Annotated in this window: 11 protein-coding genes; 3 read left to right on the forward strand and 8 right to left on the reverse strand. The window is 65.8% G+C overall.

Translation table 11 applies throughout. The features are described from left to right. Positions 1-95 precede the first annotated feature (95 nt). On the forward strand, positions 96-467 hold the full coding sequence (locus GD628_RS05250; protein ID WP_152274026.1) for a hypothetical protein: 372 nt from the start codon (positions 96-98) through the stop codon (positions 465-467). An 82-nt stretch (positions 468-549) separates the two neighbouring features. Here the strand turns inward: GD628_RS05250 and GD628_RS05255 are convergent, their stop codons facing one another. The 3 genes from GD628_RS05255 to GD628_RS05265 all read right to left on the reverse strand — a co-directional run bounded on the left by GD628_RS05255 (position 550) and on the right by GD628_RS05265 (position 4,245). Continuing rightward, a complete protein-coding gene (locus tag GD628_RS05255) occupies positions 550-2,772 on the reverse strand; it encodes a catalase (protein ID WP_152274027.1) in 2,223 nt (740 codons plus the stop codon). Between the two features lie 270 nt (positions 2,773-3,042). After that, a complete protein-coding gene (locus GD628_RS05260) occupies positions 3,043-3,234 on the reverse strand; it encodes a hypothetical protein (protein WP_091601037.1) in 192 nt (63 codons plus the stop codon). A gap of 51 nt (positions 3,235-3,285) precedes the next feature. Next, the gene (locus GD628_RS05265) at positions 3,286-4,245 is read right to left on the reverse strand and encodes a lantibiotic dehydratase C-terminal domain-containing protein (protein WP_091601035.1); all 960 of its coding nucleotides are present in this window, start codon (positions 4,243-4,245) and stop codon (positions 3,286-3,288) included. Between the two features lie 515 nt (positions 4,246-4,760). Between GD628_RS05265 and GD628_RS05270 the strand changes: the two genes are divergently transcribed. Further along, on the forward strand, positions 4,761-5,729 hold the full coding sequence (locus GD628_RS05270; protein WP_152274028.1) for a helix-turn-helix transcriptional regulator: 969 nt from the start codon (positions 4,761-4,763) through the stop codon (positions 5,727-5,729). A gap of 45 nt (positions 5,730-5,774) precedes the next feature. Then, a complete protein-coding gene (locus GD628_RS05275; RefSeq protein ID WP_152274029.1) occupies positions 5,775-7,070 on the forward strand; it encodes an aminotransferase-like domain-containing protein in 1,296 nt (431 codons plus the stop codon). Positions 7,071-7,099: 29 nt separating this feature from the next. Here GD628_RS05275 and GD628_RS05280 read toward each other — a convergent pair whose 3' ends face one another. The 5 genes from GD628_RS05280 to GD628_RS05300 form a co-directional block, all read right to left on the reverse strand. Beyond that, the gene (locus tag GD628_RS05280; RefSeq protein WP_141653613.1) at positions 7,100-7,306 is read right to left on the reverse strand and encodes a hypothetical protein; all 207 of its coding nucleotides are present in this window, start codon (positions 7,304-7,306) and stop codon (positions 7,100-7,102) included. Between the two features lie 31 nt (positions 7,307-7,337). Then, a complete protein-coding gene (locus tag GD628_RS05285; protein ID WP_152274030.1) occupies positions 7,338-8,798 on the reverse strand; it encodes a dihydrolipoamide acetyltransferase family protein in 1,461 nt (486 codons plus the stop codon). 61 nt (positions 8,799-8,859) lie between these two features. Continuing rightward, positions 8,860-9,834: an alpha-ketoacid dehydrogenase subunit beta gene (locus GD628_RS05290; RefSeq protein WP_152274031.1), complete on the reverse strand. Its 975-nt coding sequence runs from the start codon at positions 9,832-9,834 to the stop codon at positions 8,860-8,862. Further along, positions 9,831-11,036, reverse strand: a complete 1,206-nt coding sequence (gene pdhA, locus GD628_RS05295) for a pyruvate dehydrogenase (acetyl-transferring) E1 component subunit alpha (protein ID WP_152274032.1) — start codon at positions 11,034-11,036, stop codon at positions 9,831-9,833. Before pdhA ends, GD628_RS05290 begins: the two co-directional genes overlap by 4 nt. A gap of 145 nt (positions 11,037-11,181) precedes the next feature. Beyond that, positions 11,182-12,321 carry a histidinol-phosphate transaminase gene (locus tag GD628_RS05300; protein WP_152274033.1) on the reverse strand — a complete coding sequence of 380 codons (1,140 nt, stop codon included), beginning with the start codon at positions 12,319-12,321 and terminating at the stop codon, positions 11,182-11,184. Positions 12,322-12,372 lie beyond the last annotated feature (51 nt).

Here is a 12,372-nt window from a genome sequence, read left to right on the forward strand (position 1 = left end):
CGCCGGCCATGAAGTGCCTGCGGGATGGTCCCCGCCGGGGTGGCGCGTTGGAAACTAATCCGCAGTCCCCGCTTCCCGGTGGACTTACGCTGCTTTTGGGTGCCGCAGCACACCTCTCGGCCGAAGCCAGCAGGCTCTTCCTTGCCGAACTGTCCTTGACCGAAAAATCGGTCCGCGTCCTCAAAGCCCTCACCGCACCGGGCATGCCCGCCGCACGGGTGGCCCAGCTAACGCACCTCAGCCAGGACGAGGCGTCCTTCAGTCTCGCGTCGCTGCACCAGGCCGGATACGCCCGGCCCCGCCGGCCGGGCCGGTGGACGCGTACGGCCGCAGGTACCGCCATGGTGGAGGAACTGGCCGCGGTCAGGAAAAACTGTGATTCGCGGGCCGGCGAAGCTGAGCTTCGGCAGGCGCTTTACACACTTATTCGGTCCCTCGAAGCCAAGGACGCACCCGACCCGGCGTAACGGCCCGCCTATCCAACAACAGCGGCGGGTCCCCGGCAGCAGTGCTGCCGGGGACCCGCCGTCGCTTACGTGGCGCCCGCCGCTACGAAGCGGCAGCCACCGGGAACCGCTCCCACACCCGGTGCTGGCTCAGCAGCGTCACCAGTCCGGGAACCAGTTCTTCCGGGGACTCTACGAGGATGCCCGGGGCGTCCTCCTGGATGCCGGACGCGCCGAGCACTCCCGCCCCGCTGCCCCAGGCACCGAGCGCCTTGGAGTGGCGGTAGGCCTCCGTCAGCAGGATAGCCACACGCGGGTCGATTGCCGGGTGCCCGGCAGGGTTCCCTGCCTTGGCGTCCAGGCTGTCCACCGCATCCGAACCGTACTCACCTGAACCGGCAACGACGACGGCGTCGAACTCCGTGGAACGTGCCGTCAGGTAGGTCCGCTGGACTGGAATCTGGCCGCCCAGCATGCCGCCCTGCGGCGCGATGACCAGCGGCACCATGTCCGCTGCGTCAATGGCAGCACGGATCCGGGCCAGGGCAGCCAGGTCAGTGCTTCCGTCTGCGAGGATTCCGATGATGCGGCCGTCAACCGGCCAGGTGCCGCCAACCTGCTGCAGCGCGGGGCTCGGCTCGGCGTCGTCGACCTTGAGCGTCGGAGCCGGTGCCGGAAGTCCCAGGCCTGCTGCCACCTCGGCGCACAGGCGCTCGTCAATGTTTGCGAGGGCCTGCAGCTGGCGGACCTTGATGTTCTCTTCGTAGCACTTGCCGAGTTCGAAGGTGTACGCCTGGATGACGTGGTCCTGTTCCACCGGGGTCAGCGAGCGGAAGAACTGCCGCGGCTGGCTGTAGTGGTCATCGAAGGTAGCCGGATTTTCCCGGACCTTGCGGGACTTCGCCACCGGCGCGGGCACATCGATGAACGCGCCCATGTCCGCGCCGGCCAGGAACGGGCAGCCGCCGTCCAGCGAGTTGGGCTGGTAGGGCGCCACACCGCTGTGCACTGCGTCCTGGTGGAAGCCGTCCCGGAGCATGTCATTGACCGGGGCGTGCGGCCGGTTGATCGGGATCTGGGCGAAGTTCGGCCCGCCCAGGCGGGTCAGCTGGGTATCGATGTAGGAGAACAGGCGGCCCTGGAGCAGCGGGTCATTGGTGACGTCGATGCCCGGAACCAGATGGCCGGGGTGGAAGGCAACCTGCTCGGTTTCGGCGAAGAAGTTGGTGACGTTCCGGTTCAGGGTCATGGTACCGATGACCTGTACCGGCGCCAGCTCCTCCGGCACGATTTTGGTGGGATCAAGCAGGTCGATGCCCTCGAACATCTCATCCTCGGTGTCCGGGAAGACCTGGACGCCCAGGTCCCATTCCGGATACGCGCCGGCTTCAATGGCGTCTGCCAGGTCCCGGCGGTGGTAGTCCGGATCCATGCCGTTGATGATCTGTGCTTCTTCCCAGACCAGGGAGTGCACGCCCAGGCGCGGCTTCCAGTGGAACTTCACCAGTGAGGTCTCCCCCTTGGCATTCACCACCCGGAACGTGTGGACACCGAAGCCTTCCATGGTGCGGTAGGAACGGGGAATACCGCGGTCGGACATGTTCCAGATGGTGTGGTGCTGCGCTTCGGTGTGCAGGGAGACGAAGTCCCAGAACGTGTCATGGGCGCTCTGCGCCTGCGGGATTTCCCGGTCAGGGTGCGGCTTTCCGGCGTGGATGACGTCCGGGAACTTGATGGCGTCCTGGATGAAGAAGACCGGGATGTTGTTGCCAACCAGGTCGAAGGTTCCCTCGTCCGTGTAGAACTTGGTGGCGAACCCGCGGGTGTCACGGACAGTGTCTGCGGATCCACGGGAGCCCAGGACCGTGGAGAAGCGCACGAAGACGGGTGTCTGGGCATCACGCGCCAGGAATCCGGCCCGGGTAATACCTTCGGCGGCCCCGTTGGCAACGAAGACGCCGTGGGCTGCCGCACCGCGTGCGTGCACAACGCGCTCGGGGATGCGCTCGTGGTCGAAGTGGGTGATCTTTTCCCGCAGGTGGTGGTCCTGGAGAAGGACGGGCCCGCGCGGACCGGCTTTCAGGGAGTGGTCCGTGTCCCGCAGCCGGGCGCCCTGCGCCGTCGTCAGGTAGCGGCCGGACTGCGCATTGGACGTCTTGGGAGCGCCCGTGGGGACGCCGGTTGGCGAAACGGTTTCCGGGCTGTCCTGGTCCGGCTTGGGGGGAAGCGGATCATGGGGTTCGGTGGGTTCTGCAAGTGAGGGCTGCTGCGGCGCAGGTGCGCCGGGAATCGGAAGTCCGTTGGCGGATGTGCTCTGATCTGACATGTGGCCTCCATCTAGTGGAACTTATTGCCGCGCCTGGAGCGCGGCTCCAGAAACAGCCTATCGAAAAATAGTAAGGCTGCTTAACAAGTACTCGCGGCGACGTCGTAAAACACAAAGAAACGGACCTGCCGGTGGGGGGTACCGGCAGGTCCGTCTCCGTGGGGAAGCTTCCCCTACCGCTCCGAAACCCCGGCCCCGCAGCGGGCCGGCGTGCCGGAACGGACTTCTCTGTGCCCGGCAGGCGCGGGCTGTGATGATGCTGCGGCGGCGCTACTCCCAGAGACAGTCCGCCCAGGCGGCGTCCCTCAGGTAGTCCCGTGCCGGACCCACATTGAAGAGCTCACCGCGGGACTCCACGTATCCCATGCCGCGCATGTCAACCACTGTTTCCTCGTCGCAGCCCAGGACCGTCCCCAGGTCCTTGTCGTCAGCAGCCAGAACTACTTCATTCCGTTGCGACATATTGACCGCCTCCTTCTCCTCGACGCCCTCTCCCCGGTCCATCCGGGAGAACTAGTGCTTGTCCAGGAGCATGGCTTCGCGCTCTGTGCTCCAGGTTCGGGCGTACAGTCCCATGGCGGCTTCTTCCCGCAGGGACAGACCCAGGCGGTTAAGGAGCATGTGGGCCTGGTAAACCGTCAAATGCTGTGCACTGCGGCTCACGCGGGCCTTGTCCGCCCGGTACAGATAGGTGTCCATAGTCCGGAACCACCGGCGTCTCCAGTTTTCGACGGCGGATTCGGCTGCCGTAGCGGCCATCAGCCGGTGGGTCGGCATGACCTTCGCACCCACCTGGACCGTCATGGCCTGCCGGACGCTGGCCGCACGCGGGCCGAACCCGGCGGTGCAGCTGCGCAGGTGGCTGTCCCAGTAATAGTCCCAGGAGAGCCGGCGCCGGTCCGGCCAGCTGGATGCCCGCGGACCCTTCATCATGCTGCGTGCCGAATCGAAGAGCAGCAGCGAGCCAAGTGCCCACCGGTTCTGCACCTTCGGAAAACGGGCCGTTGCCCAGGTGCCAAGGTCCGAGGACAGCTCGAAGACTTCCTCGGCGAGTGCCAGGCCTTCCACTCCGCCGTACTTGGCCAGATCGGCTTCGATCCGCGGGTCCTGCTGCTCGGCGCCGCCGGGGCTCAGCCTGTCGCAGGCCGGATCACCGAAGGCGTGGGTCACGGTCAGGTGGCCGATGACACCGCTTGCCTGCTCCTGGAGTGCTCCGAGGAGGGACTTCAGCCGGTCCAGGGTTTCCTGGGGCGCCAGGACCTTCATGCGTACGTGGGCGTTCGCGGGTTCGGAGCAGCGGGTGTAGAACCACCGCTGCGCCCCCCACAGCTGGGCTTGCGCCGCCAGCGGGGTAACCAGTTCTCCAATGATGCCGTCCGCTACATCGAAGCCGCCGGTATAGATGGATAGTGTCCACCAGTGAGTGCTTGCATTAGTTCGCGAGGCGTTTCGAACTGCTGTTAGCTGGCTCATGGCGTTCTTCCTCCGGGTTCAAGTCTGGTTACCGCCGCTGGGGCGGGTCTAGATGTATTGCTGGTTGGTTCATCCCCCAATAGAGGGGCCTAGATTAGAACCATTCCCAGCTCTTGATGGAAACCGGTGCAGTTGCCTTCTTCATGGTCGTATCCCCTCTTTTGGTTCGGCTGGTTGCACAGCCGGTCGTGTTTGACTCCGAAAGCTTCCCCCGGGCCGGAAGGGTGTGTCCACCGTTACCAATTTCAGCTTCCTGTCATGTCCGGTTGGTGCCCCGGGGGTCGTTTTCGGCCTGGGCGCACTGCCTTCAAAAGCCCGCAGACAAGCGGAAATCGGCATTTTGGGTACCGAACTACCGGTCTAAGGTGGAGAATGGCATTAAGCTGTCATGTCACTCTCTTCGGGTTCCAATTTTGGGGCGCAGCGCGTTCCCCGAAGGCCGGCAGTTCTTGGGGGCATCAGGTGCACGCCGGATCCATGCCGGCCGTCCCAGCACCGCGGTTGTAGGAGGAGATTTGCTGGATCAGGTATCGGTTGAGGTGTACCGCTATGCGGTCTCCCATCCGGGTTGGACCCCTGCTGAAGCGTCCGATGCACTGGGCTATACAACGCGTGCCATAGACCGGGCCGTGGAAGAGCTCCGGTCCCGCTGCCTGCTCTTCTCCGAGGGCCCCGACAACCTTGTCTACACCGCCGTTTCCCCCGACGTTGCCCTGGCCGAGCTGGTGGATCCGGATGAACGCGAAATGCTGGAACTGCGGGCGCGCATTGGCGCCAAACGGCGCGAACTGGCAAGCCTCGTGCCCACCTTCGCCGAAGCACGCCGCCAGGTAGCCGCAGACGCCTCCGTTGAAGTACTCGAGGACCCGGAGCAGGTGCAGCGGGTGCTCATCGAATACGGCCGCTCGGCGTCGGAAAGCGTGCTGATCGCGAGGCCGGGCCACGGCTCCAACGCGGACTTCCAGGAGGAAAGCGTGCAGAAGGACCTGGACCTGCTGCGCGCCGGTGTGAAGAGGCAGACCCTCTACCACTCCAGCACCCGGGACCACGTGCCAACCTGCAAGGCGGTCGAGCGGATCAGCGAGGCCGGTGGGGAGTTCCGCACACTGCCCTACGTGCCCATGCGCACGCTCATTTTCGATGACAAGGTGGCGGTCGTGGCCCGCCAGCTGCACACGTATGACAGGGCCGGCCTGGTAATCCGCGACGCAAACCTCATTGGCCTTTTCAGCAAGCTCTTCGAGTTCGCGTGGAGCCTCGCCGAGCCCTTCCTCGCGGACGACCCGGGCAAGTCCGGCCTGACCAGCACCCAGCGCTCCGTGCTGGCCGGGCTGGCGGCGGGGCACTCGGATGAGGTGATCGCGCGCCGGGTGGGCATTAGTGTGCGAACCTGCCGGCGGCACATCGCCTGGATGCTGGAGGAACTGAAGGCGGAGAGCCGTTTCCAGGCTGGAATCAAGGCACACAAGGCAGGCTGGATCTAGAAAACTTGTGTTGCTTACCGGTCAACCCGAGTGCCATGATGTGGCATGACGTTTGAGGAAACCACGGGGTCGGTGCTGACCCCGGAAGCACAGGTGGCCCTTGACCGGGCTACGGGTTCAGCCCACCGACACCACGATCTGCTGTCGAGCCGGGCCTTCCACATCAAGCAGTCGGCCGTCCGGGATGTCTTCGACATCTCGATCCAGCCGGGCCTGGTCTCGCTGGCAGGGGGCAGCCCGTACCTGCAGGAACTGCCGCTGGACGAACTGGCCGATGCCACGGCGTCCATCATCCGCAGCCAGGGATTGGCAGCCCTTCAGTACGGCCCTGGCCAGGGCCTCGCCGAACTCCGTGAACTGGCGTGCGACGTAATGGCCGCCGAGGGAATCCTGGATGCGGACCCCGCGGACATCGTTATCACCACAGGCTCTCAGTCCGGCCAGGACGTCGCCGCCAAGGTCTTCTGCAACCCGGGCGACGTGGTGCTCTGCGAAGACCCCACCTACGTGGGCGCGCTGAACACGTTCGAGTCATACGAAGTGGACATCCAGCCGGTCAGCATGGACTCCGAGGGATTGATTCCCGAGGCGCTGCGGGAACGGATCAGCGCGCTGCGCGCAGCCGGCAAGACCATCAAGATGCTCTACACGATTCCCAGCTTCAACAATCCCAGCGGCATCACGCTCTCCTCTGCCCGCCGGGACGAAATAGTGCAGATCTGCCGCGAAAACAACATTTTGATCCTCGAGGACAATCCCTACGGGCTTCTCCGGTTCGACGGCGAGCCGCTGGCCCCGCTGCGGGCATCACACCCGGAGGACGTCCTCTACCTGGGCTCATTCTCCAAAATTTTCGCCCCCGGCATGCGGCTGGGCTGGGCGCTGGTCCCGCGGCACCTGTTCCGCCGCTTCTACCTCGCCTGCGAGGCCGTGGTGCTCTGCCCCTCGCCGCTGACCCAGATGATCACCGCGGCCTACCTTCGGGATTTCGACTGGATGAGCCGCATCCGGGATTCGCGCCGGCTGTACGCCGGCCGCTGCGCAGCGATGCTGGCGGCACTGCAGGATGAGATGCCCGACGGCGTGAGCTGGACGGTGCCGGACGGCGGCTTCTTCGTCTGGGTCACCCTGCCCGAGGGAATCGACACCTATCCCCTGCTGGCAGAGGCCATTGAGGCAGGAACGGTGTTCATTCCGGGTACGGCCTTCACCCCGGGCGACGAGCCCAGCTCCAGGCTGCGGCTGGCGTTCAGCGCCGTCTCCGAAGAGGACATCGCCGAAGGCGTGCGCCGGCTGGCCCCCGTGATCCGGCGGGCGCTGGCGGCGGCCGGAGCCTCCTAGTCCGGATGCCGCCGTGGGCGCCGCTGCAGCTACCTGCGGCGCCTGCGGTCGAAGAAGGGCACCACTATCACGAACAGAAGTGCCATGATCGCCAGCCGCCAGAGCATGCCAAGGTTGGGGAACAGGATGATCAGCAGGCTGGACACGATGAAGGCGCCCACCAGGATCCAGGCCGTCCGCTTCCAGTCGATCTGGGGTCCGCCGCCGCGGTTTCCGGGTCCGGGATTCATTGCCATGCTGCTCCGATCGTTGGTTCCCTCTTCGAGCCTAGTCCAGAAGCAGTGCCGGCTCCTCCAGGATGGCCGCCACATCGGCCATGAACCGCGCTGAAAGGTCGCCGTCCACCACGCGGTGGTCGAAGGACCCGCCCAGGGTGGTGATCCAGCGCGGGATGACTTCGCCGTCGAGCACCCACGGCTTCTGCTTGATGGTGCCGAAAGCGACGATTGCCACCTCGCCCGGATTGATGATCGGGGTGCCCGTGTCGATGCCGAGGGCACCGATGTTGGTGATGGTGAGAGTGCCGCCGCGCATGTCCGCCGGTGGCGTCTTGCCGGCGCGGGCCGTGGTGGCCAGCTCATTCAGGGCTACGGCAAGTTCCTTCAGCGAGAGGTCCTGGGCATCCTTGATATTGGGCACCATCAGGCCGCGCGGTGTGGCGGCTGCGATACCGAGGTTCATGAAGTGCTTGACGTGAATCTCGTCGCCGGCCCAGGTGGCGTTCACGGAGGGATTCCGTGCGGCCGCCCAGATAACCGCCTTGGCCAGGATCAGCAGGGGCGAGACCTTGATGCCTTCGAAGTCCCGGGAGGCCTTCAGCCGCTTGACGAATTCCATGGTGCGCGAGGCATCAACGTCCACGAAGATGCTCACGTGCGGTGCGCTGAAGGCGCTGTCCACCATGGCCTTCGCGGTGGCCTTGCGGACTCCCTTGACCGGGACACGCTCTATGCGGCTGTCCTGCGGCTTGCTGGAGGAGGACCAGAAGGTGTCCGCCGAGTCGACTTCCGACTCGCGCTGGGCCTGGTAGCTGATCAGGTCCTGCTTGGTGACCTCGCCGCCGGCGCCGGTGGCAGGGACGTCGGCAAGGTTGATGCCGAGGTCCTTGGCCGCCTTACGGACCGGGGGTTTGGCCAGCACGCGCTGGATGAGCTGGTTGAAGCGGTCCTGTACCGCGGCACCGGCCGCGCCTGCAGCCGCTACGGCAGCTCCGCGGGGATCCGGCCGGCTGGCAGCGGCACGGGGCGCGTCGGCCGGCCGGGGGGCCTCAGCCGGCGCGTCGGCCGGCCGGGGGGCCTCAGCCGGCGCTTCGGGGGCCGCCGGTACGGCCGTGGCCCGGCTGCGCCGCGGACGGCGGCGGACGGCGTCGGCCTTGGGTCCGGTTCCGGTGAGCGACGACGACGGCGGGCCGTCGGCGACTGCCGGTTCGGTGTCGGCGGCTTCCTTCACCTTGCCGGATGCCTTGGCCGGGGTCTTCCCGCCCGCCCCGGCTGGTGAGACCTGGAAGATGGGCGTGCCAACCTCCACCGTGGCGCCTTCTTCGACGAGGATCCCGCTGACCGTCCCGGCGAACGGCGAGGGCAGTTCCACCAGTGACTTGGCGGTCTCGATCTCCACGATCACGTCATTGACGGCAACCGTGTCACCTTCCTTGACCCGCCACTGGACGATCTCTGCCTCGGTGAGGCCTTCCCCGACGTCGGGCAGTTTGAATGTTTTTTCAGTCATGGCATCTCGATCTGGCGTTGGCCGGCGGACCGGCGGCGGAAGGCGTAGGGCAGGTGCTCTGTCAGTAGGAGAAGACGGTGTCCAGGGCATCCATGAGCCGGTCAATGTCCGGCAGGTAGTGCTCCTCTACGGCGGCAACGGGATAGGGCATGTGGAATCCGCCCACCCGCAGGACAGGCGCTTCCAGGTGCAGGAAGGCACGCTCGGCCACCCGCGACGCGATTTCTCCGCCGATCCCGCCGAAGGTGGGCGCTTCGTGCGTGACGATCAGGCGGCCGGTGCGCTGCACCGACTCAGTGACCGTGTCGAAGTCGATCGGGGAGATGGAGCGCAGGTCGATAACCTCGATGCTGCGCCCGTCCTCCGCTGCGGCCTCGGCCGCCGCCAGCGCCACCGGAACCAGAGGGCCGTAGGCGACGATCGTGGCGTCGGTTCCGGCGCGCAGGATCTGCGCCTTGTAGGGATCTCCGGACGGCGCAGTGGTGTCCACTTCGCCCTTCAGCCAGTAGCGGCGCTTGGGCTCGAACACGATCACCGGGTCCTTGCCCTGCATGGCCTGCTGGATCATCCAGTAGCCGTCCTGCGGGTTGGACGGTGCCAGGATGCGCAGGCCCGCGGTGTGGGCGAACAGCGCTTCCGGAGACTCCGAGTGGTGCTCGATCGAACCGATGCCGCCGCCGTACGGGATCCGGATGACAACCGGCGCGCTGAGCGCGCCTTCGCTGCGGGAGTGCATCTTGGCAAGCTGCGTGGTGATCTGGTTGAACCCCGGGAAGACAAAACCGTCGAACTGGATCTCGCAGACCGGCCGGTAGCCGCGCAGTGCCAGGCCGATCGCGGTGCCGATGATGCCGGACTCGGCCAACGGCGTGTCCATGACACGGTCGGTTCCGAATTCGGCCTGCAGGCCTTCAGTGATGCGGTAGACGCCGCCAAGCGCCCCAATGTCCTCGCCCATCAGCAGGGTCTTGGGATTGGCGGCCAGGCCGGCGCGGAGCCCGGCATTGATGGCCTTCGCCATGGTCATGGTGCTCATGCGCCGACCTCTTCCTCGGTGTCGTTGCCGGACCCTGCGTCGGCGAATCCGTCCTCGTACGCCTTGTGGAACGCCAGTTCCTCGGCAATCAGGGGGTGCGGTTCGGCGTACACGTCCGTGAACGAGTCAGCGAACGACGGCGGTTCCATGGCCTGCACGTCCGAGCGCAGTTGGGCTGCCATGTCGTCCGCCTCTGCCGCAAGGGCTGCGAAGAAGGCGTCGTCGCCGGCACCGGAGGCACGCAGGTGCTTCTCGAGGCGGGTGAGCGGGTCCCGGCCGATCCACGCCTCTTCGTCTGCGGAGAGGCGGTATTTGGTGGGGTCATCCGCGGTGGTGTGCGCACTCATCCGGTACGTGAAGGCTTCGATGAGCACCGGGCCGTTGCCGCTGCGGGCGTGCTCAAGTGCCCACCGGGTCACGGCGTGGACAGCCAGCACGTCATTGCCGTCCACCCGGATGCCGGGGAATCCGTAGCCCTGGGCACGGTTGGCCAGCGGAATCCGGGACTGGACTTCAGTGGGGACGGAGATGGCCCAGTGGTTGTTCTGGCAGAAGAAGACCACGGGGGCGTCATAGGAGGCCGCGAAGACCATTGACTCGTGGACGTCGCCTTCGGAGCTTGCACCGTCGCCGAAGTAGGCGACCGTGGCGCCGGCCGGTGAGGACGCGTCGGCTGCGTTGTCCCGGGCCATGCCCATGGCGTAGCCCACTGCGTGGGGCACCTGGGCGGCCAGGACCAGGGTGTAGAGATGGAAGTTCGATTCGCGCGGGTCCCAGCCTCCGTGGGAAATTCCACGGAAACGCCGCAGGAGGTGGGAAAGCTGCAGGCCGCGGGTCAGCGCGACTCCGTGCTCGCGGTAAGTCGGGAAGACGTAGTCCTGCGGGGCAAGCGCCCGGCCGGAGCCGATCTGTGCGCCTTCCTGTCCGGTGAGGGGCACCCACATCACCAGTTCACCCTGGCGCTGCAGTGCAGTGGCCTCGGTGTCGAACCGGCGGATGAGGAACATGTCCCGGTAGAAGGAGCGCAGTGCCTCGCCGTCGACGTCGTCCGCGTACCGGCCGTACAGCTCGTGTCCGACGCGCTCCCCCTCGGGGGTCAGCAGCTGGACCATGCCGTCCGGTGAGCTGCCGGGGGCAGGCACCAACGTCTCATTCAGCGCCGTCGAATCGAATTCGGTGGCGGGCAAGTGCTCCAGGGCCATACCTCTCCTCGCCGGGGCGGACTTTCGGGTCCGGCCCCCGCTAGAAATATGCCGCTCAGGGAATATGTACCCTTTGTGGCATATATGTGGAAGTTACTTCCCACAGCCTAGCGAGGGCCGGGGCCCCAAAAGCACTCAGGACACGCTAGGAAACGCGGGGGCCTTTTGTATAGGTTGCACATAAAGCGAGGAATCGGCTGTTGGCTTCCTCCTCACCAATGGTCACCCGCATGCCTTCGGTCCCGAAGGCACGTACCGCCAGCGCCTGCTGCTCCGCCAGCACTGCAAACTCGGGGGTATTCTCCCCCAGTTCCAGCCAGACGAAGTTGCCTTCAGCCTGCGGGATGGCCCAGCCCAGTGCCTTCAGCCCTTCAACCACGCGGGTCCTTTCGGCTACCAGCGCTTGTATTCTTTCCACAACTTCGTCGTGGTGCTGCAGGGAGGCAATCGCGGCCTGCTCGGCGATCTGGGAAACGGCGAACGGCACGGCGGTAACGCGGAGGTACTGCGTCAGGTGCGGATGGGAAATCGAATAGCCCACGCGCAGGCCGGCCAGCCCTGCGCCCTTGGAGAAGGTACGCAGCACAACGGCATTCTGGTGCCGGCGGTAGATCTCCACACCGTTGACGGCGTCCGGATCACGCACGAAGTCCTCATACGCTTCGTCGATCACGACGATCACGTCCGAGGGGACCTTCGCGAGGAATCCCTCTACTTCTTCGGTACTGAGCACCGGGCCGGTGGGGTTGTTGGGAGTGCACAGCAGGACCATCCTTGTGCGCTCGGTGACAGCGGCAGCCATCGCCTCAAGGTCATGGCGCCCGTCGGCAAGCAGCGGAACCTGCACGCTGCGGGCCCCGGAAAGACCGACTGAAATGGGGTAGGCCTCGAAGGAGCGCCACGGGTAGATCACCTCGTCCTGGGTGCCGTCTTCCCGCTGCCCGGCGAAAGTGGCCAGGAGCTGGTTCAGTGCGCCAAGGCTTCCACCGCCGGTGACGATGTCTTCGGCGGGCACATCAAGGAAGGAGGCCAGTTCCGTCCGCAGCGCCGTTGCCAGCGGATCGGGGTAGCGGTTTACGTTCGGGTGGGCAGCAATAGCTTCCAGGACTGAAGGCAGCGGCGGAAAGGGGTTCTCGTTCGAGGAGAGCTTGTAGCTCTGCAGCCCTTCAATTGCCACGGGCGGCTTTCCGGCAGCGTAGCGCGGCAGGCGGTCAACGACCGGGCGCGGGCTGATCGTGTGCGCCTCTCCTGCCACAGCACTGGTGTCATTCTCGGTAGTGGTCATGGCTTAAGACTAGTCCGGATTCACGGGTGCTCATGTGACGGAACGCACAGA

Source organism: Arthrobacter koreensis (assembly GCF_009193255.1).
Taxonomy (GTDB): Bacteria; Actinomycetota; Actinomycetes; order Actinomycetales; family Micrococcaceae; genus Arthrobacter_B; species Arthrobacter_B koreensis.

What these genes read in the sequence shown, in the direction of transcription:
- GD628_RS05255 (WP_152274027.1), bottom strand. Translation starts at nt 2,772, where the DNA reads ATGTCAGATCAGAGCACATCCGCCAACGGACTTCCGATTCCCGGCGCA.
- GD628_RS05260 (WP_091601037.1), bottom strand. Translation starts at nt 3,234, where the DNA reads ATGTCGCAACGGAATGAAGTAGTTCTGGCTGCTGACGACAAGGACCTG.
- GD628_RS05265 (WP_091601035.1), bottom strand. Translation starts at nt 4,245, where the DNA reads ATGAGCCAGCTAACAGCAGTTCGAAACGCCTCGCGAACTAATGCAAGC.
- GD628_RS05275 (WP_152274029.1), top strand. Translation starts at nt 5,775, where the DNA reads ATGACGTTTGAGGAAACCACGGGGTCGGTGCTGACCCCGGAAGCACAG.
- GD628_RS05280 (WP_141653613.1), bottom strand. Translation starts at nt 7,306, where the DNA reads ATGGCAATGAATCCCGGACCCGGAAACCGCGGCGGCGGACCCCAGATC.
- GD628_RS05285 (WP_152274030.1), bottom strand. Translation starts at nt 8,798, where the DNA reads ATGACTGAAAAAACATTCAAACTGCCCGACGTCGGGGAAGGCCTCACC.
- GD628_RS05290 (WP_152274031.1), bottom strand. Translation starts at nt 9,834, where the DNA reads ATGAGCACCATGACCATGGCGAAGGCCATCAATGCCGGGCTCCGCGCC.
- pdhA (WP_152274032.1), bottom strand. Translation starts at nt 11,036, where the DNA reads ATGGCCCTGGAGCACTTGCCCGCCACCGAATTCGATTCGACGGCGCTG.
- GD628_RS05300 (WP_152274033.1), bottom strand. Translation starts at nt 12,321, where the DNA reads ATGACCACTACCGAGAATGACACCAGTGCTGTGGCAGGAGAGGCGCAC.